This is a genomic window from Paenibacillus hunanensis (genome assembly GCF_034055775.1).
GTDB lineage: Bacteria > Bacillota > Bacilli > Paenibacillales > Paenibacillaceae > Saccharibacillus > Saccharibacillus hunanensis.
Map to the genome: position 1 here is coordinate 3238945 of NZ_CP139194.1, position 20114 is coordinate 3259058.

Annotated in this window: 15 protein-coding genes; 3 read left to right on the plus strand and 12 right to left on the minus strand. The window is 48.0% G+C overall.

The window, feature by feature from the left end:
- Positions 1-15: 15 nt before the first annotated feature.
- The 8 genes from SK066_RS13045 to SK066_RS13080 form a co-directional block, all read right to left on the minus strand.
- Positions 16-2091, minus strand: a complete 2076-nt coding sequence (locus SK066_RS13045) for a beta-galactosidase (protein ID WP_320541821.1) — start codon at positions 2089-2091, stop codon at positions 16-18.
- Between the two features lie 170 nt (positions 2092-2261).
- Entirely contained in the window at positions 2262-3140 is an 879-nt protein-coding gene (locus SK066_RS13050; RefSeq protein ID WP_188774901.1) for a carbohydrate ABC transporter permease, read from the minus strand.
- A gap of 27 nt (positions 3141-3167) precedes the next feature.
- Positions 3168-4061 carry an ABC transporter permease gene (locus SK066_RS13055; RefSeq protein WP_188774902.1) on the minus strand — a complete coding sequence of 298 codons (894 nt, stop codon included), beginning with the start codon at positions 4059-4061 and terminating at the stop codon, positions 3168-3170.
- Positions 4062-4192: 131 nt separating this feature from the next.
- Positions 4193-5866, minus strand: a complete 1674-nt coding sequence (locus tag SK066_RS13060) for an extracellular solute-binding protein (RefSeq protein ID WP_407673670.1) — start codon at positions 5864-5866, stop codon at positions 4193-4195.
- A gap of 1020 nt (positions 5867-6886) precedes the next feature.
- Complete coding sequence (locus tag SK066_RS13065) at positions 6887-8494, minus strand: response regulator (protein ID WP_320541822.1); 1608 nt, start codon at positions 8492-8494, stop codon at positions 6887-6889.
- Between the two features lie 54 nt (positions 8495-8548).
- Positions 8549-10306: a sensor histidine kinase gene (locus SK066_RS13070; protein ID WP_320541823.1), complete on the minus strand. Its 1758-nt coding sequence runs from the start codon at positions 10304-10306 to the stop codon at positions 8549-8551.
- A 21-nt stretch (positions 10307-10327) separates the two neighbouring features.
- Entirely contained in the window at positions 10328-11071 is a 744-nt protein-coding gene (locus tag SK066_RS13075) for a DUF1361 domain-containing protein (RefSeq protein ID WP_320541824.1), read from the minus strand.
- The gene (locus SK066_RS13080; protein WP_320541825.1) at positions 11064-12068 is read right to left on the minus strand and encodes an ADP-ribosylglycohydrolase family protein; all 1005 of its coding nucleotides are present in this window, start codon (positions 12066-12068) and stop codon (positions 11064-11066) included. Before SK066_RS13080 ends, SK066_RS13075 begins: the two co-directional genes overlap by 8 nt.
- 253 nt (positions 12069-12321) lie before the next feature.
- Between SK066_RS13080 and SK066_RS13085 the strand changes: the two genes are divergently transcribed.
- From SK066_RS13085 to SK066_RS13095, 3 genes are all read left to right on the plus strand, one after another.
- Positions 12322-13110: an ABC transporter ATP-binding protein gene (locus tag SK066_RS13085; protein WP_320541826.1), complete on the plus strand. Its 789-nt coding sequence runs from the start codon at positions 12322-12324 to the stop codon at positions 13108-13110.
- A 216-nt stretch (positions 13111-13326) separates the two neighbouring features.
- Positions 13327-14304, plus strand: a complete 978-nt coding sequence (locus SK066_RS13090; RefSeq protein WP_320541827.1) for an aldo/keto reductase — start codon at positions 13327-13329, stop codon at positions 14302-14304.
- Between the two features lie 128 nt (positions 14305-14432).
- Positions 14433-15542: a S66 family peptidase gene (locus tag SK066_RS13095; protein WP_320541828.1), complete on the plus strand. Its 1110-nt coding sequence runs from the start codon at positions 14433-14435 to the stop codon at positions 15540-15542.
- Positions 15543-15851: 309 nt separating this feature from the next.
- Here SK066_RS13095 and SK066_RS13100 read toward each other — a convergent pair whose 3' ends face one another.
- The 4 genes from SK066_RS13100 to SK066_RS13115 form a co-directional block, all read right to left on the minus strand.
- On the minus strand, positions 15852-16322 hold the full coding sequence (locus SK066_RS13100) for a VanZ family protein (RefSeq protein ID WP_320541829.1): 471 nt from the start codon (positions 16320-16322) through the stop codon (positions 15852-15854).
- On the minus strand, positions 16319-16873 hold the full coding sequence (locus SK066_RS13105) for a GNAT family N-acetyltransferase (RefSeq protein ID WP_320541830.1): 555 nt from the start codon (positions 16871-16873) through the stop codon (positions 16319-16321). Before SK066_RS13105 ends, SK066_RS13100 begins: the two co-directional genes overlap by 4 nt.
- The gene (gene yqeK, locus SK066_RS13110; protein WP_320541831.1) at positions 16870-18114 is read right to left on the minus strand and encodes a bis(5'-nucleosyl)-tetraphosphatase (symmetrical) YqeK; all 1245 of its coding nucleotides are present in this window, start codon (positions 18112-18114) and stop codon (positions 16870-16872) included. The genes SK066_RS13105 and yqeK overlap by 4 nt, the downstream gene beginning before the upstream one ends.
- Positions 18115-18257: 143 nt before the next feature.
- On the minus strand, positions 18258-19952 hold the full coding sequence (locus SK066_RS13115) for a M3 family oligoendopeptidase (RefSeq protein ID WP_320541832.1): 1695 nt from the start codon (positions 19950-19952) through the stop codon (positions 18258-18260).
- Between the last annotated feature and the right edge of the window lie 162 nt (positions 19953-20114).

Genomic DNA, 20114 nt, shown 5'->3' on the forward strand with positions numbered 1-20114 from the left:
ATGGACTGCGTAGGATTAACGACTAAGCTCGCGCTTGAGGATGCGGATGCCGTAAGGCTCCAGCTCGATGGTGCTATTCACTGACAGAGTAGCTCCATCGATTACATCATCATAAGATTGGTTATCCAGTTGAACCGATTTCGTTTCGTCACTGTAGTTTTGTACGAATACAAATTCATGATTGCCCTGTACACGAGCATGAGCCGTCACGTTTTGTGGTAGTGCTGTATCGAGTGTGCGCTTAACGTTAGCTTTGCTTGTAATGCGCTCGATCAGATCACTGATGAAACTGTCTGTGGTGCGAGCTGCGATGTAATACGCTTCACCTTGGCCATACTCGTTGACAGTGAGTGCTGGACGTCCAGCGTAGAAATCATCGCCGTATACAGCGAGTGCCTGAGCGTTTTCCAGATGGATCAGATCACACAGGTCGCGTATTTCGTATTCGCCTTGCAGATTCAGTGGGTTGCCGCTGTTAGCGATCAGGCGGTTACGGTCATTTTCGTGTAAGCCGTCGATCTCTTCGGACCAGATGCCTAATACTTTACGTAGTGGGCCCGGGAAGCCGCCGAGGAAGCACAGATCGGTTTCATTTACGATGCCCGACCAGTACGTGCTCAGCAATGTGCCTCCACCTTCAACAAAGCGTTCAAAGCTTTCGCCTACACCCTCGCGTACCATATACAGCATCGGTGCGACTACAACTTTATACTTGGACAGGTCCTGCTCCATATCAATCACATCGACAGCGATGCCACGTTCCCAGAACGCACGATAGAAGTTCAGCACTGTTTCTTCATAGCCGATACCGGAATTGCGTGGGCCCTGGCTGTCTTTGACTGCCCAGCGATTTTCCCAGTCGAAAATGACAGCAACCTCGGCTTGTACCTCGCTGCCACGTACGCTTTGTAGACGCTCCAGCGCATCGCCCACACTTTGCACATCACGGAATACACGTGTATGTTCATGTCCAACGTGGTCAACAACAGCGCCGTGCAGCTTCTCGCTGGAGCCCTGACTTTTACGCCATTGGAAATATTGCACGGAGTCTGAGCCGTGTGCGACAGCCTGTAGCGAAGACAAGAGATGCATGCCTGGGCGCTTATTTTTACTAATCGGCTGCCAGTTCGTCAGACTTGGCGTGCTCTCCATAAGCAGGAATGGCTGTTGCTTGATCGAACGTACAATATCGTGCATCATCGCAATTTTGGCAGCTTGCAGCGTATCGCCATCATGATCATGCCATGTCGGATAGCTATCCCATGACAAAATATCCAGCAGATCAGCGAATTTCCAATAGTTCAACCCTTCGAAAAATTCCATAAAGTTCGTTGTGACTGGCAACAGGCGCTCTACCTTGCGCAGCGGCTCGATTTCATGACGGCAAAAGTCTACCGTCTGATCGGTTACAAAACGACGCCAGTCCAGATTCATCCCGTGAACCTGTGTTTCACCATGCGGAGCTGGAGATTCGACCTGTGACCAATCTGTATACGTATGACTCCAGAACGTTGTCCACCATGCACGATTGAGCTGCTCCAGATCGTTGTTATATTTCTTTTTCAACCAGGTACGATACGCATCCTGACAGTAGTCACAATGACATTCGCCGCCGTACTCATTGGAAATATGCCAGCCGATTACCGCTGGATGGTTACTATAACGCTCAGCGAGCAGCGTATTCATCTCGGTTACCTTTTCACGATACACGGGCGAGGTAAAGCAATGATTATGACGGAAGCCGTGCAGATTGCGCACGCGATTTTTCTCTACACGCAGCACCTGGGGATATTTCGCTGACATCCAGGCTGGACGCGCCCCGCTAGGTGTAGCCAGAAATGCCTGAATGCCGTTCGCTGCAAAACGATCCAGTACCTGATCGAGCCAATCAAACGTATATACGCCCTCTTCCGGCTCCAGCGATACCCATGAGAAAATGCCCACAGACATCACATTACATTTGGCTAGCTTCATTAAGCGAATATCCTCTTCCAAAATATCCGGGCGATGTTGCCATTGCTCCGGGTTGTAGTCTGCACCATGCAGCATCGTTGTCCAGGTTGGAGTAACATTTGTTGTGAAATTTGTCATGACAAGCTCCTTTGATTGAGATTCGGGTTGTATTGGATTCGCAAGTTAGATAGATTGATATTGCTACATCTAATCAGACAAAGCATAAAGCCCGTCACCATCCACATTCCTTTGAGGGGACAAAGGACACAGTAGATCGAAACAGACTTTACGCTATTTGCCTGAAAGGGTTACTCCTTCACCGAGCCGAGTGTCATCCCTTTAACAAAGAACTTTTGCAAGAATGGATACACGATCAGAATCGGCGCAGCACCGATAAAGATTTGTGCTGCTTTTACCGTTGTCTGCGAGATCAATTCCATTTCCTTCGGGCTCGCACTCATCGAGCTCATATCCTGCTGGATGATAACGGTTTGCAGGAATGTGGCCAGTGGGAATTGATTCGAATTGTTCAAATAGAGCAAGCCATCAAACCACGAGTTCCAGTGGAATACCATGCTGAACAATGTAATCGTTGCAATCGATGGCATCGAGATTGGCAGATACATCGTGAACAGTGTGCGGAATGGACCCGCTCCATCCATAAATGCGGCCTCTTCCAGCTCCTTCGGAATACCGCGGAAGAAGTTCATCATCAAAATAACAAGAAATGTATTGACCGCTCCTGGCAATACAAGCACCCAGAATGAATCGATCAGACCCAGCTTTTGAATAACGATATAAAAGGGCACCAGACCACCTGTAAATACCATGCTGAATACGAACAACCATGAGTAGATCGTACGACCTTTAAATACCGATTCTTCCTTGGATAGTGGATATGCGGCAAGGAATGTCAGGAACAGCGTGATTGCTGTACCGATGACTGTACGCAATACCGAAATCCAGATCGAATGCAGAAAGACCGGATTGAACATCGTTTTTTTGTACGCTTCGACGGAGAACTGGATCGGCCATAGTCCGACCAGATTCGCATCGGCTGCCGCCTTCGAGCTGAACGATACCGCCAGCACGTGGATGAGAGGCACGACACACATGACGGCGAGCAGAATGAGTAGTGCAACATTGAAAACATTAAAGATACGATAGCCTGTTGTTTTGTAATACATAGTTTCCCTCTTTTCCCTCGTAAGTCATCAGAAGATGCGGTAATTCGCCCATTTGGCAGCTGCACGGTAAGCCAGCAGAATCAGGATCATACTGATCACCGATTTGAACAGACCGATCGCTGTACCAAAGCCCATTTCGCCATTCAAAATCGCGGTACGATACACAAACGTATCGATGATATCGCCTTTTTGATAGACGAGCGGGTTGTACAGGTTGAAAATCTGGTCAAAGCCGGCATTAAGTACGTTACCAAGTGCCAGTGTACCAACAACCGCAGCGATTGGAATAATCGCAGGAATGGTAATATGAATTGTCTGTTTCCAGCGAGTCGCCCCGTCCATCTCCGCTGCTTCGTACAGCGCTGGGTTAATACCCGCCAGTGCCGCGAGGAAGATGATCGTGTTATAGCCGAATTCCTTCCATACATCCGATACGATCACGGTGAAGCGGAACCAGTCGTTATCACCGAGGAAAAAGATAGGCTGAATGCCAAATACCGAGCTAATGATGCGGTTGGCGAAGCCATCTGTTGCGAGCAGGTCGATCAAAATACCGCCCAGAATAACCCAGGACAGGAAGTGAGGCAAATAGACTAGCGTCTGAATCGTCCGTTGCAGCTTCACCCGTCGAATCTCGTTCAATAAAATCGCAAATACGAACGGAACGAGCAGGTTGAAAATGAGCTTCAGCACTGCAATGATAAGCGTATTCCAGATGACCTGTACGCTGTCCTGACGTTCAAACAGATAACGGAAGTTATCCAGACCGACCCACTCCGAGCCGGTAAAGCCGAGCCACGGCTTATAATTCTGAAATGCCATCACAATTCCGCCCATTGGCAAATAGCTGAACAACAGCAGGAAAATCATCGATGGTAGCAGCATGACGTGAAACGGCCACGTTTTCTTTAATGTTTTCATATACTCTCCTCCTACTTTCAAGCAATGCAGACGCATGGCAAGGCTTAAGAAAATAACGACCCGGAGACCAGGTCGTTATTCTCCTCGTATGCTGCTGTATCTGCTACAGATGGTTTTATATTTAGGCTAACTTATTTTTTGATGCTGCTGTACCAGTCGTTAACTTCTTTCGTTACATCGTCGCCACCCGAAGATTTCCACGTTTGTACAAACGTATCAAATGCATCGATTGGAGATTTACCGTAGATGATTTCATTAAACGTCTGGCTTTCGATTTTGTTCAGATAGTCCATTTTTGTTTTCATGCTTTGTGTGGTAGGGCCAGTAAACATGTCAGGGAATGAGATATCTTTTTGGGACATCAGCACTTTGGCAGCTTCTGGTGTTTCTTTACCATAGTTGGTCGCTACATCGCGCTCCAGACGTGTTTCTGGTTTAGAGCCATTAGCCAGCTTGAGCAGTGCATCCATTTGTGCATTTGGAATACGCGCACCGTCACGAACGAGCAGGTAACGAACGCTATTCACATAGCCGCCAGGAATTTTATCGATTGGAACGGTGTTGCCAGAAGCGTCGAGATCGTAGTCATAGCCTTTGAACAGACCGTTTTTGAACTCGCCTTTTGCATCTGGATTAGCCAGATTGTCGAACATATAGTTTTCGTACGTGAACAGTGCTTCCGGGTGCTTCATGTTTTTGTTGATCAGAATTACGCCGTTTGTTGTGCTTGTGCCGTGACGCATTGCTTTACCGTTTGGACCTACTGGAATCGTAATTGGTTTCCATACTGCATCCGGTACGTTTTTCACTGTATCCTGTAGCGGCCAGCCACTCATCCAGTAAGGACCCGGGATAATACCTGCCGTACCTGCTACAGCTGGCTCGGACGTTTTGTTCTCATCCCATAGTGCTGCTTCTTTTGGAATGTAGCCCTTGTCGAACCATTCCTTCAGCTTAGACAGACCTTCCTTCATGCCAGGCTGTACGGAACCGTATTGCAGTGTGCCGTCAGCAGCAACATTCCATTGCTGTGGCAGTGTGCCATAAGCGCCGAAGATCCAGGACGGATCGCCCATCCATGTGTTCATAGACGTTTTGAAGCCGATGCTCAGTGGAACGACTTTGTCCGAGGATAAGCCGTCTGGATTTTTATTTTTAAAGGCATCCATCACTTTTTCCAGCTCATCCATCGTAGTTGGTGCTTTCATACCCAGCTTGTTCAGCCAGTCCTGACGGATCCACAGTACATAATCATGGTTATACGCATAATCGAGTACCGGAATACCCATCTTTTTACCTTCACGGATGTATGGATTCCATGCGTTTGGATCCTGAGACATTGCTTTTTTCCATGTATCAGAAGCATATTTGTCAAACAACGGACCAACTTCGCTGAACATACCGGAATCGATCAGATCCTGTGCCAGCTGGGAATCGGTGTCACCGATTGTTACTACATCTGGCATTTCTTGACCGGAAGACATCGCCAGACGCATTTTGGTTGCAAAAGCTCCATTTGTATCCGTTACCGACCAGAGCGATTTGATATCGATACCAAGCTTGTCTTTTGCCCATTTGGTCGCTACGTTGTTTTCGATCGATTCACCATTTTTGAATTGTAGTGTTGGGTCTACACCCCATACGGTCGATATCGTTACCGGTGGATCGTATTTTTCTTTGTATGCGTTTTCAGTAGTCGCCGATGCAGCTCCATTATTCGAAGTGCCGCCTCCACCGCATGCCGCCAGACTTCCTGCCGTCAGCATCGTGGTCAGCAAAACTGCCGCTATTCTCTTCATTCCCATGTTGCTTGCTCCCCCTTCAGGTTAAACACCGCTCGTTGTACTTGTATTGTACGTGAACTGTTGTTGTTCATAGTTTTATTATACTTGAGGGGTCGAGGTGCGCCTATGTCACGAAGTTAATATTCCTGCACCTTTTGCAAGGTGTTGGGTTGGGATTTTACCACTTTGGGGTTTTGGAGCTTTGTGGATGAGCTGTACTTTGTGGGAATGGTGATGGTGCAGCAGCCGCTGCGGGAAGCGATTGGGGAACGGACTCGGGTGGAGGGACGAGAATCTACGGAGTAGGATAGAATGTAGATTCTCGCCCCTCCAAAGCAGTAAGATATTTTGCTATCGCAAAAATCACTTTTTATTGAACCCCGTGTTAGAAGAGCACTAACACTATAAGTCGTCCTTTTCCCCAATTCCCTTCCCTCCGCTCTGATGGGTTTATACACATTGGGTAGATACGCGGTATTTAAAAACTCCTTTGGAGGTGGGAGGTGGTGATAATCCAACTTTGGATGAAAATGGCAATTGAAAGCCTGTGCTAAGTCAATGATTCTGTGTGGGACTATGTAGTTTTCTTTCAATAGTTTGTTCTTTTTAATATTTAGTTTCTTCAGTCCTTCAGCCTTTGTGTCTTTGAGTCTTTGAGTTTTTCAGTTTTTTATCTTTTAAGTATTTAAGTCTTGAAGTCTTGGCATTGTATTAGACTTATACACCCATTTAGGATTTTTCCCCCCTCCATTTTCCCTCCAGTATCATTCAAACAATCCCTTCAACACACATGATAGAATTTCAACTACAGCCTGCTACCGCACCTCTGTCCGCACCTCGTCTTTCCCCTGCCCTTCCCCGCTGCGAAATAAACATTGATGCGGCGGAGCGGAGGAAAGGGAATAAGGGCGATGGGCGACCTTTGAGCGTTGAGAATCTACATTTCCTCCTCATCCGTAGATTCTCAACGCTCAACCGGAGCCCATGCCCTTATCCCTTTCCAGAGCGGTCCCCCGCCACAGCACATATGTTTATGTCGTTTCAGCTATCCCTGAATTCGTTGGGCGTCATGCCGTAGTGTTTTTTGAACAGTTTGCTAAAGTATTGTGGGTTCTGGTAGCCGAGTTCGGCGGTGATTTCGTAGATTTTGCGGTTGGTATGCTTGAGCATATATAGTGCTTTTTCCATACGAATGCGAATGATGTAGTCGCCCAAGCCTTCGCCGGTTTCAGTTTTGTAGATTTTGGACAGGTAGACAGGATGCAGGTAGACACGGTCGGCGATACTTTTGACGGATACATCTTGACCGAGGCTTTCGGAAACGATCTCCTGTACTTGCTTAACGATACGGCTACGGCTTGGTTCTGCTGTCGTGCTATTTTGCTGCACTTCTAATCGACCGAGTACATTCATACACCAGCTACGCAGACGATCGAGTGAGCCGGTGATATGCTGTGCGGCGAAAGGGTCAAGGCTACCGGCATCACTTTCGCCTAGCATATGTCCATGATGATGAGACATATACACAAGTGCATTGCTCACCGCGAGGTATACCTCATATAGATGCTCGTGTGTAAGTGGTAGTGACTCTAGCGAATCCAGCACGGATAGCACTTTATCGCGCGCACCATTCCATTGTCCAGATTCAAGTAAATGAATCAGGGTTGGTGGCTTATAAAGAGGCTCCATGTATTTGATCATCGCTGGACGCTCCTGAATACCATCGTCCTGCTGTAGCCATTGGATACGAGAGCTGCTTGCGGCTACAGGATGCTGTGCGGAGCGCAGAACATGACGATACGCGGTTGCCAGCTCGGTTGGGAATAGGAACGGCTCGCTTACATATAAAGTCAATTGGATTTTTAAATATGTCTCTGCACTGGTCGTCAGTACCTGTAATCGTTCGCGGTTCTCGGCATCGGGCTGATCACCATTTTGCCAAAGTAGAATGAGTCCGCTATGCGGTGTACGACCAAACCAAACCGGATCGTGCTCGCCCAGCAGCTCAACGGCGATATTGCCAAGGGCGTATTCTAGCAATCGTGCTTCGCTTTCCTCCATTCCGCGAAGGGAGCTGCCTGTCGACATATAGACCATACGTGTCTGTCGTTCCGGCTTGAGTAGGATCTCATAGCTATCCAGACGCTCCAGTAGCTCTCGTCCACCCAGCTCACGACCAAGCAGCATGTCGCTAAGCAGTCCATCTCGCAGCAGCTCTAGCTCGGATTGGCGACGATAGGCGAGCCGATTGTATTTATCAAGCTTGCCCCATTCCTGCTCGATGGCTTCAACTGCTTTACCGACACTTGCCATAAATTGATCGTCATCCACAGGCTTTAAAATATAATCACTGGCATTCAGACGAATCGCCTTCTGGGCATATTCAAAGTCCGAATGTCCGGTTAGCACAAGTGAGCGTACACCTGGCCAATGCTGTGCCAGCTCACTTAGCAGCTCTAATCCATCCCGATCTGGCATGCGAATATCGGTGACCACCAGCTCAATCTCATGCTGCTGAAGTAGCTCCAGCGCTGCATCAACCGATTCTGCACGGTGTACTTTATCGATACGTAGCTCCTGCCACGGAATGGTTAGCGCCAGACTTTCGGTTACATACGATTCATCATCTACAAGCAAAATATTAACCATATTCGTTCACTTCCCTGATCTCTTTCTAGGTATTTCTCAGGCTGTTCCATCCGCTTAATCGTCTTGTACAGGAGTAGCATCATCGGCTCGCCAGCTAAGACTTACCTTTAAGCCGCCCAGTGCGGAAGGGCTCAGTGTAACGCCTGCATCCTCGCCGAATCGAAGCTGCATCCGCTGATGCACATTCCACAGGCCACAGCCCATTTCTTCACCGAGCGGCTCCTGCAAGCTAGCCCAGAGCTTGAAGCGGCGCTCTTCATCCAGTCCTTTGCCGTCGTCCTCCACACTGATCTGCCAGTGATCTCCTTCTCGCCAGCCCTTGATCGTAAGCTGACCTGCTGAGGAGTAAGGTTCGATTCCGTGAATAACAGCATTTTCAACAAGCGGCTGGATCAATAATGGTGGAATAGGTACTGCATTCAGTGCTTCTTCCAGCTCAATCGTATAGTTCAGACGTGACATACGCATCTGCTGAATCGCCAGATAGTTGCTGACAAATGCCATTTCTTCTGATAGTGGCACGAGATCGCGCTCCTGTCTGGTCGTGTAGCGATAATATTGAGATAGATTTTTCGACATTGCAATTACAGCCTGCTGGTTATTCAGCTTCGCCATACTCGTAATAAACGAGAAACAATTATAAAAGAAATGCGGATTAATCTGCGATTGGAGCTGCTTGAGCCGAGCTTCACGCACATGAATTTTCTCTAAATACACATGTTCAAACAGCATCTGAATCTGCTCGACCATCGAATTGAAGCGATCGGATAGATAGGCAAATTCATTGCGTCCCTTCGGCTTAATCCGTACCGAATAATCCTCCTGCTTCAAGCGATTAAAGCCTGCAATAAGCTGCCGCATCGGCACCTGCACCTGAGCATACAACAAATACGAAGCAATACAGCTCATCAGTAGCAGCACAATCATTGCCAGATAAAATAGACGGTTAGAATCATCAATTGGCTTTAATATGTCATCCAGCGGAATATAGTCGATCATATACCAGCCTGTCGCTTCGGAGCGCACCACATTGACCATATAAGGCTTGCCCTCTACCTCAATCGTGCGACTTTCCAGATCCTGTAGCGGCTCCTGATGCAGCGAGGAGATAAGCTCATCGGTCAACTGATGATCAGCAGAGCGGTTATAGATCGTACCAAAGGCAGGATTATAATAAAACGGGTCACGCCGTCCGTCGCTCTTGAATTTGTCCAGCATATCCTGAATGTTACCGCTATCAAATTCAACCTTAACAACTGTACTAATATTGTCTGCCTCTACGGTTGCGTTGTATGGCAGAATCGAAGTCCATGAAAATTCAAACTCATTCGATGCACTTCCCTTACTACCCGTCAGCTTACTGACCTGCCAGCCGGAATGAAAGCTTTGCAGGGCATCCTTTTTACTAATATTGGTGACATCATTATCGGTAACCAGACGTTCGAGGGATGGAGAATAGATGGATAGGCGACTGCGCCAGTTCGAGGAGCTTTCCTGAATCGCGAGCTTACCCTGAATGCGCTTGACCAGATTGATCGCATCCAGATTCAGATAATCATTTTGCAAATACAGATCATTAAAGCTCACAATATCCGGATCATGAATAAGTAGATTCGGCCATGAAGCAAGCAGTTCGATGTTCGTATTGACTTGATTTTGGAAAAAGCTGAGCTGATTCATGTTGGATTGATTTAGCTCCTTGCGCAGCACATTGGCTGTCGTCCGATTGGAGTAGCTGTACAGCACAATCACAGGAATCAGCATCAGCACGACAAGAATGACAATCTTGGTGAACAGGTTATAGCGGGACATTCCTTTCGCACTCCTTCATCTCTACCAGCGATATCCACCGGTACGGCGGATCATATACATACCGCCACGCATCAAAATATAGCCGATCCCGCTAATAACCAGTATCATTCCCGTAAACACAAGCATGAACTGCAATTCCGATGGATCGTTAATGATCATCATAACATCATTTATAATACTTTGGGGCTTTGTAAATACATCCCAGCTATTCCAGCGAATAAAGCGCCCAATGTAAATCCCCACACTACTCAAAATGAGCACAATGACAGCAAAAAGCCAGCCGATCCCGTTGCTATAGCGCTCTGCAATATGCTGCTGCACAGACGATAATGCATACGTTCCTAAGCCAAGTCCCAATAGCCCTGCATTAAAAAATAAAAACAGATGATACCAGAATTCCAGATCCTCCGCGAAACGTCCGCTTGGACGATAATGCACAAATGGATGAATCAGATCGGTCACCAGATATGCAGCATTCGGGTAAAAGAGCAACCAGCAAACGCCAAGCAGCACGATCAATACCATACCGCCCCATCGCATACGCCAGTATCGATGAAGTGCGATCGCTCCATCCAGCAGCAATGCTAGCAGGACAGGCACCCAGGCAAGAAATATATCCCAATTTAAAAAGCGATACAGCTCACGTCCCGTATACACACGCAGATGTGAGCCAATCCAAAAGCAAAACAATGTGGCGAGCACAAGCGCGGACAGCATAATTAGCTTGCCCGTCCATGGCTTTGTGCCCCATACCGTCTCATTCATTATTCATTCCCCCATCATTCACTTGCGCACAGCGATCTGCAAATTGCTGACATAGCTCCTCAACGTCTTCACGGCGAGCGAGCTGGTCTAGCCATGCCTGCGGAATCGCGTTATATCCATAATAAATACCAGCAAGTCCACCTGTCACTGCACCCGTTGTATCGGTATCCTCACCTAGATTGACCGCTTGAAGCACCGCGTCACGGTAGCTGTTCGCATGCAATAACGTCCACAGGCTAGCTTCCAGTGTATGCAGCACATAGCCACTCGATGCGATCTGATCCTGTGTTAATCTAACAAGCGAGCCATTCCATATCCGCTCGAAGCGCTCTATTTCTGCATGCTCCAGATAATATTCACGAATCGTCTGACAAAGGGCATCGTAATGCTCGGCAAGTGTACGCTGCTGCCCGTACGTTAACAATCCAATAGCAAATTCAATATAGATCACCCCTGCCAAAATGGACACCGGATGACGGTGCGTCAGTGACGATACACGGCGAATCCATGCATAGCGCGTCGCGCGATCTTCATGTACAAGCCGATAAGCGAGCGGCAGAATGCGCATCAGTGAGCCATTACCATTGCTGTATTCATCTCCCCCTCCTGCTTCCTCAGCCGGAAGGTGAGCTTCCTCGATCCGCTGAATCGCCTGTCTGGTGGCGATGCCGATATCGAATAATTCGTCATGCGCTGTCCATAGCCCCTGACGATACCACTGAATAAAACGGCGACCGAGATCATCGGTATCCAGCATCGGATGAATGCTCAAGCTGGATAACAGACACATGGTCATCGTACTATCATCCGACCACGTGCCCGGCGGCTGACGATGTGTGCCATAGCCGATCATATCGGTGGCTGGATGGTGAGCAATTTCGGAACGAGACATAAATTCATAAGGCACACCGACGGCATCGCCAACAAACAAGCCGATGATGCCATCACGTACCTTTTGTAATGGATGTTCAAGTTGAGAAGCTTCATTATTATTCATATTTATGTACTTCCTTTCTACTGCTATTCATTTACCGTTCATTTCTTTCAGTGCTGACTAGCTTTTTTGAATGATCATGTAGCCTAGCCAAAGGGTAGACAATTGATGATATAATTATTTTAATATACCGTCTGCTTTTAGCATACGATCGGCGCAATGCTTTATTGTACAGCATGGATAGATGTGCCATATTCTGAAGGCAATACAACCTGCAACTATAGCGAGCTGAACCCGAATTGAAGGAGTGAGCACCATGATTATCGATATTCAGCATGTGAACTGGCAACGTGAGACAGGTACAATTATCAACGATATTTCCTGGCAGGTACAGCCGGGTGAGCACTGGTGTCTGCTCGGGCTGAATGGCTCCGGTAAAACAACGCTGCTCAATATGATTAATGGATACATATGGCCAACCACTGGACAAGTAGCAGTGCTTGGTGAAAAATACGGCGAAGTCGATCTGCGCGAGCATCGCAAAAAGATCGGCTGGGTTAGCACCTCACTCCAACAGCGTCTACACGGACGTGATACCGCAGAAAGTATTGTTTTGAGTGGCAAATTCGCCTCGATTGGCGTTTATAACCAGATTGGTGAGCAGGAGCGTGAACAGGCGCTTTTACTCATGCGTCAGCTGGATGCTGAGCATCTGACCGGACGCACCTATGATACCTTATCTCAAGGAGAGCGGCAACGTATCCTCATTGCACGTGCACTGATGGCAGAGCCGGAATTGCTCATTTTGGATGAGCCCTGTACAGGGTTGGATATTTTCGCGCGAGATCAATTGCTACATCGTGTACAGCATATTGCCACTGGAGCGCAGGCACCTACATTGATCTATGTGACTCACCATATTGAGGAGATTATGCCTTGCTTCAACAAAACATTATTGCTACGCGGCGGAGAAGTATTCTCGGCTGGCGATACAAAAGATATGCTGGCTTCCGAGCGTCTGAGTGAATTTTTCAGTACAGCTGTCGATGTGCGCCCTGAGCCCGGTGGTCGGTATTCGATCCGACTGACGGGACAGGATGCATAGTCACAGACATAGACGTAAATATCGCTTTATGTTGTCAAAATAAATAAGGCAACGTCATACAAAGGGCTACATGATCTCATATTAAAGTGACATCACTCATGCGATGTAATTTGAGACTGATGTGAATCTAGCTTGGACGCAAGAAATACATTCCATCCGAACGAGCTTGAACGTTACGAATCTACTAACCACCCATTGAAAGGGGTTCATCTATTCATGAAATATCGATATCTTGGTCGTAGTGGCTTGCAGGTTTCGCTGCTGGGTCTTGGCACCAATTCGTTTGGTAAGCGTGCCGATAAAAAAACATCGATCGAGATTCTACACGCTGCGATTGATAGCGGTGTGAACTTTATTGATACAGCTAATATTTATGCGAATACCGCTTCCGAGGAAATTATCGGTGACGGGCTTAAAGGAGCTAAGCGCCACGATGTCATTCTGGCGACCAAGGCAGGCTTGCCGCGTGGCGAGGGTGCCAATCAACGAGGCTCGTCACGCTTTCACATCCAGCGTGAGCTGGAAGACAGTCTGCGTCGACTGCAAACCGATCATATCGATCTATACCAGATTCATACATTTGATCCTAATACACCGCTTGAAGAAACATTACGTACGTTAGAGCATCTCGTTCAATCCGGTAAAGTCCGTTATATCGGTGCTTCCAATTATGCCGCATGGGAGCTGATGAAGGCGCTCGGCATCAGTGATCGACTCGGACTGGAGCGATTTGTATCGATTCAGACGTCCTATTCTCTCGCTGACCGTACACCCGAGCAAGAATTAATGCCTCTCTGTCTCGATCAGGGCATTGGCATTATTCCTTATTTCCCACTGGCTGGTGGTATTTTGACTGGCAAATATTCGCAGGAGGATGAGGCACCTGCTGGCTCGCGTGCGGATAAAGATCCTTCCTTTAATCGATTAATGACAGGCGAACGTATTGGACTTGCAGATGGAATTAGCTGGTCGGCACGTTCACTTTCGATCGATCCGGCGGTATTATCACTGGCATGGCTGATGGAGCAACCTGCCGTATCCAGCATTATTGCAGGTGCCACTTCCGTAGCGCAGCTGAACAATAATCTGAACAGTGTGAATGTGGTGCTGAGCGATAAGATCAAGGAAGAGCTGGAGCATCTGAGCAAGCCATTCCGCTATAGTGAGCCCTTTGCTACGTATCGTCTCTGGTAATATGTTTGTACAGCTAGCCTGCGATTTGCTTTATTAGGAGTTATTCGTATTCAGCATTGAAAAATAAGATAGAATCCAAGCATTATTGTAATAGCGCACCATTGCATATTTTATTAAGGAGGAATTCGATGAGCACATCTTCCAGCTTTAATCCAAACGATGCTACATCTATATCATCACATCCTGTACAGCGTGTACCGTATCCATCTGCCATCACTTTTCCTGCACCACTTCAGCCCGGCGATCGAATTGCTCTGACGGCACCCTCAAGTGGAGTTCGCGCCGATCTGCATCAGCTCGTCTACCGTATGCGTGATTATCTGACTGAGCTGGGATATGAGCCAGTGATCGGCGATAGCATGTGGACAAATTATAAATGTGTCAGCTTACCAAAGGCTGAACGGGCAGCGGAGCTGGAGCGCTATCTATTGGATGAAGAGATCAAAGCGATCATCCCTCCATGGGGTGGTGAATTCCTGATGGAGCTTTTGCCACTCCTGAACTGGGAACGCATCCGTCACCTACCGCCAAAATGGATTCTTGGCTTTTCCGATATTAGCACACTGACATTTGCGTATACCTTACAAACGGGATATGGAAGTGCGCACGGACCAAGCGGCGTGGATATTGCACAATCCAAAGACGAAACGACTTCACGCTGGCATGATCTGCTCACTGCCGCCAGTGGACAGTCGATCGAGCAATCATCCTCGGCGATGTATCAATCGACAGCCGATTACAGCCGTGCTGGCTTCACGCTTGATGCACCAACGCGCTGGGACTGGCTTGGTCATGAGCAACAATCCGATGAGGAGCTGACTGTCTCCGGTCGATTAATAGGCGGATGTCTGGATGTGCTGGCTGCATTGGTCGGCACACCATGGGCACGAGTGACTGATTTTATCCAGCAATACGGTGAACAGGACGGAATGATCTGGTATTTAGAAAGCTGTGAATTGAATGCAGGTGCGATTTATCGACATCTGTGGCAAATGAGGCAAGCTGGCTGGTTCCAGCATACGCATGCGGTGCTGATCGGTAGACCTGCTGGCTATGAGCCACTACAGGAGTTTGAACTGATCGACGCGCTGCATATGGTATTTGACGAGCTAAATATCCCAGTCGTGTATGGTGTCGATATCGGACATATTCCACCACAGATTACAATGATTAATGGCGCGTTAGCGAAGGTTCATGTGCAAAATGGAAGTGGCACGGTTACACAAACTCTGGCATAAGTCGCTAAGAGCAGCATCTATTAGCAATGCCCTCAACCTAATCTATATTTCTCTCTTCCTATATGACTTTATTCTGTGGCTCTGTGCTCTGTGCTCTGTGCTCTGTGCTCTGTGCTCTGTGCTCTGTGCTCTGTGCTCTGTGCTCTGTGCTCTGTGCTCTGTGCTCTGTGCTCTGTGCTCTGTGGCAAAGTATAACTCACAGATATGAATACCAAAACAGGACGTTCGAGGCGTGAACGTCCTGTTTTCTATGTACCACTATCTTAGTATTCCCCAGCTACCCTACAGTTAGCTCTCCTACTAACACCCTCACTTCGCTCGACGCCAGCGAATCATCAGCATGAATAGCGCATAACCCCCACATGCTCCCAATATATTAAGCAAAATATCATCCACATCAAAAGTTCCACGCCGAGTAGCCAGCTGCATTAGCTCCAGCAGCAGAATCCAACTCGCAAACCCACAGGTAAACATCCAAAACCGCACCCTTAGCACCATCGGAATCAGCACACCAAATGGAACAAATACCGCTATATTTCCAAGCAAATTAATCCACTGATCCAGCCTACTACCCACACGCATCGTGGCAAATTCAACAATTGTATGCAGCGGTATGATATTGTAGCGATAAGGCGTATCTGCATTCGGTGCTGAGCGTCCGAAGCCCCAGAACATCCAGTATAATAGCAAAGCGGTATAAGCAAGCAGTACGCCTGCCGTAACATACTGCCAGACCGATACCCATTGGGGTGTCTCTATTCTTTTGCGCTTTTGCCTCATTGTCGTTCCATCACTCCTCGCTCTACCAGCACATCATGCAAGCTTTCCCAGACAAGTGCAGTTTCACGACATACCTTACCGCCGATGCGGATCGTTTTCTCCTGCACAGGTATAGCCCCTGTATGCTTGTAAAATTGTAGTGCTGGATTACCGTTGAGCACCCATACTATTGCGGATGTATAGCCGCTTTGATACAGGTATTGAAGCATTTGATCCAGTAACCGTCTGCCCCAGCCTTGAGCCTGTACATGAGCGAGCAAATATAAGGCATACACTTCACCGTCATATTGCGCAGCAGGAAGACTTGATTCACGGTTCATGCCTCCACTAATAAAGCCAACGATACGTCGCTGTTCATTTTCTAGCACTATCACATCATGCTCGGTCTTAGCGTCACGCAGACGTTCTGTCCATGCCTGCTCGCGCTGCACTATCGAAAGCTGCTGTAAATAGGCTTCATCCAGTAGTCCGCTATAGGTCGTCTGCCAGCTCTGCACATGAACAGCAACAATGCCGGCTACGTCGCTCAGCTTAGCCGCACGAATCATCATTCATTCTCGCTCCTACTATATAATAATCCCGTCTCCTCCGTGTCAGTGAACGCTTCGCCTGACTGCGATTGTTGCCATGCATAATAGCCCATCCGATAAAAGTCTGCCAGGTCATCGCGTCCGGTACTGCGAAAGCGTTGCTCGGCTTGTTCGATTGTTACGATATCCACCGTCTCAATCTGCTCCCCATCCGCTGGATTCAGCGGCTTTCCATCAAGCTTCACCTGTCCATAGCCAGCCATGCGGATAAAATACGGATGCGGAATATGCGGTCGATAGGCAGTCAGTGCAGAAGATTCGCATGCAAAGCAGCCAAACAGATGATAGTCCAGCAACGTTCCTCCCATCTCCTCCGCTACCTCTCGTCGCAGTCCATCCATCGATGCCTCCTCTGGTTCCAGCGTACCGCCTGGTAATTCCCAGCGACCATCGGTTAAACGAATCATCACCAGTTGATCGCCTACCATCGGGACAATCGACACATTGCTAACAAACGCCTGCTGATCCGGGCGTAATACCCTGCGCGGCTGAAAACGGGCTGTGACGGGTCCCCAGTGGATCGGCGCAGCTAAGGCAGGCAGTGAGCGCCAATACTCTTCTGCTGCCAGTGTACGTCGCGCCGCTTCCAGCCATGGATGAATAACGGTTAGCTTGCTCGGCTCACCGAGCATCGCTTCGATATAGACATGAATCGCCTGCTCCAATGACACCTCTGCTGCCTTGCGCATCGCAGCGATATAAGGCGCTGCATCGGAATCTGCCCATGACAGCTTATCCGCCACGAATAACAGCTTATCTAGTAGCTCCAGATCACCACGCAGGGTAGTATGGCATTCAATCGCATGTAATAGCTCCCACTGCTCATAGCCCAGTACATACTGAGCAATCCATGCCGACAATCGTTGATGCAGCAAAAATGGCACCTGACGCTCTGCCTCCACTGTAGCAAGACCATACTGACAGGCAAGTGTCCACTTTTCCGCATCCGGTATAACGGTCGATAGATCATGCAGCCAGCCTGCCAGTATTGCCAGTTCTTCATTTGCTCCATACTGGCGAGCCAGACGCTGTGCCTGCTCTGCTACTGCCCGACTATGCAGCCATGTATTTCGCTGTCCATTATGATCAAATGCTCGCTCTATATATGTATGAATCGCTTCTCCTGCTTCATATACTGGCAAATACGCTTTAAGCTCATCAGGAATAATGACTTGCTTGGGCTTCCATGCTAATAATGACATCTGCGCACGCTCCTGTCCTTCGTTTCGACTGCGGTATGAACCACATTATACACCTCCGTCTTTCCGCAAAACAAACAGGCTCATCGCTTCATCGTTTGCCTGTTGTATGGCAAATGAGTAGCAATGAGCCTGTGCTCGTTTTATTACAGCTTGCTATCGTCGATTCCGTTCAGCCAGGCTTCGATATCATCGATAACCGAAGCGACGCAGCCTTCCTGGAATGGAGAGATCAGACCCGCTACTTCAACAAGTCCGGTAAAGGACTTGCTTCCACCCTGCTTACACAGGTTCACATAGTCTGCCCACGCAGCCTTTTGATCCTGATGCATCTTTTTCCAGAACTGGAACGCGCAGATTTGAGCCAGCGTGTAGTCGATATAATAGAAAGGCGCTTCATAGATATGTCCTTGCTTTTGCCAGTAACCGCCTGCTGCCAGGAATGGGTTATCGCTCTGATCCCAGAATGGCAGATACTTCTCTTCGATCGCTTTCCATGCCGCTTTACGCTCTGCTGGTGTGAATTCTGGATTGTCATAAATGACATGCTGGAATTCATCAACCGCTACACCGTAAGGAATAAAGTTCAGCGCACCGGACAGGTGATCGAATTTGTACTTATCGGTATCTTCCTTGAAGAACAGCTCCATCCACGGCCATGTGAAGAATTCCATGCTCATCGAGTGAATTTCAGCTGCTTCATAGGTTGGCCAGATGTATTCCGGCACTTCAAAGTGACGGCTTTCATACACCTGGAAAGCATGTCCCATTTCATGGGTCAATACATCGATATCGCCCGATGTACCGTTAAAGTTAGCGAAGATGAATGGGCTCTGATAATCATTCAGGAAGGTACAGTAGCCACCACCCATTTTGCCTTTTTTACTGAGCAGATCCATCAGTTCATTTTCCTGCATCATCCGGTAAAAGGCATCGATCTCCGGAGACAGCTCCGAGTACATTTTCGCACCGTTATTAATAATAAAGTCCGCATCACCCTTCGGTGTCGGGTTCCCGCTCTCAAAGCTAAACGATTGATCAAAATACGCCAGACGATCCAGACCAAGGCGTTGACGCTGACGCTCCTTCAAGCGTGCAGCAGCAGGCACGATATATTCCTGTACCTGTTTACGGAAAGCCGCTACCTGCTCTGGGCCATAATCGGTACGATTCATACGCGCATACGCCAGCTCGGTAAATGTGTTATATCCCAGCTTGCGTGCGATCGTCGTGCGTACTTTCACCAGCTCATCGTAGATGCGATCCAGCTCTTCGCTATTTTCCGCAAAGAAGCCATAACGTGCTTCACCTGCACGCTGGCGCATGGAACGATCCTTCGATTGCTCAAAAGGTCCAAGCTGCGTTAATGTACGCTCTTCGCCTTCAAACGGAATTTTCGCTGAAGCGATCAATTGTCCGTAAGCGGTAGTCAGCTTATTTTCCTGTTGTAGATCAGCGATAATGTCAGGATGGAATGTTTTCAGTGTCAGTTCAGCAGAGTTGAACAGCTGATTACCCCACTTCTGTTCCAGCTCGCTGCGGAAAGCAGAATGTACAAGTGCTTTGTAATAGCTATCTATGTACTCCTGAAATACCGGGCCGATCTCATCCATAAATTCCTGCTCAGCCTTATAAAAGGCATCCTCTGTATTGATTGAGTGACGCACCGATACGATCTGAGTTTGCGTGGAAAACGTATTGATTAGCTTGTTAATATCCGCCATTGCTTCATCCTGCTCTGCAAAGCTAGATGCTTCCTTAAAGCGGTTCAGCAGCAAATCAAAATTTGTTTTCAGCTCATCCATATTGGGGCGCTGATAAGTAAATTCGCTAAACTTCATGCACTTGCACCTCACTGTAATAGTCTCGGAATGTACCGGCTAACTCTATGTTACTAAATTTCACACTAAGTGAACAGATTTTTTATCCGCTGGTCGAATAAAACTGCAAAACGTCCTACATATACTCCATATAGATAGCGGATAGATGGCGAATAGTCCTAA

Excerpts from the sequence above, each read along its gene's own strand:
- SK066_RS13070 (WP_320541823.1), bottom strand. The coding sequence starts at position 10,306 with ATGTCCCGCTATAACCTGTTCACCAAGATTGTCATTCTTGTCGTGCTG.
- SK066_RS13075 (WP_320541824.1), bottom strand. The coding sequence starts at position 11,071 with ATGAATGAGACGGTATGGGGCACAAAGCCATGGACGGGCAAGCTAATT.
- SK066_RS13050 (WP_188774901.1), bottom strand. The coding sequence starts at position 3,140 with ATGTATTACAAAACAACAGGCTATCGTATCTTTAATGTTTTCAATGTT.
- SK066_RS13090 (WP_320541827.1), top strand. The coding sequence starts at position 13,327 with ATGAAATATCGATATCTTGGTCGTAGTGGCTTGCAGGTTTCGCTGCTG.
- SK066_RS13085 (WP_320541826.1), top strand. The coding sequence starts at position 12,322 with ATGATTATCGATATTCAGCATGTGAACTGGCAACGTGAGACAGGTACA.
- SK066_RS13065 (WP_320541822.1), bottom strand. The coding sequence starts at position 8,494 with ATGGTTAATATTTTGCTTGTAGATGATGAATCGTATGTAACCGAAAGT.
- SK066_RS13080 (WP_320541825.1), bottom strand. The coding sequence starts at position 12,068 with ATGAATAATAATGAAGCTTCTCAACTTGAACATCCATTACAAAAGGTA.
- SK066_RS13095 (WP_320541828.1), top strand. The coding sequence starts at position 14,433 with ATGAGCACATCTTCCAGCTTTAATCCAAACGATGCTACATCTATATCA.
- SK066_RS13055 (WP_188774902.1), bottom strand. The coding sequence starts at position 4,061 with ATGAAAACATTAAAGAAAACGTGGCCGTTTCACGTCATGCTGCTACCA.
- SK066_RS13100 (WP_320541829.1), bottom strand. The coding sequence starts at position 16,322 with ATGAGGCAAAAGCGCAAAAGAATAGAGACACCCCAATGGGTATCGGTC.
- SK066_RS13115 (WP_320541832.1), bottom strand. The coding sequence starts at position 19,952 with ATGAAGTTTAGCGAATTTACTTATCAGCGCCCCAATATGGATGAGCTG.
- yqeK (WP_320541831.1), bottom strand. The coding sequence starts at position 18,114 with ATGTCATTATTAGCATGGAAGCCCAAGCAAGTCATTATTCCTGATGAG.
- SK066_RS13060 (WP_407673670.1), bottom strand. The coding sequence starts at position 5,866 with ATGGGAATGAAGAGAATAGCGGCAGTTTTGCTGACCACGATGCTGACG.
- SK066_RS13105 (WP_320541830.1), bottom strand. The coding sequence starts at position 16,873 with ATGATGATTCGTGCGGCTAAGCTGAGCGACGTAGCCGGCATTGTTGCT.
- SK066_RS13045 (WP_320541821.1), bottom strand. The coding sequence starts at position 2,091 with ATGACAAATTTCACAACAAATGTTACTCCAACCTGGACAACGATGCTG.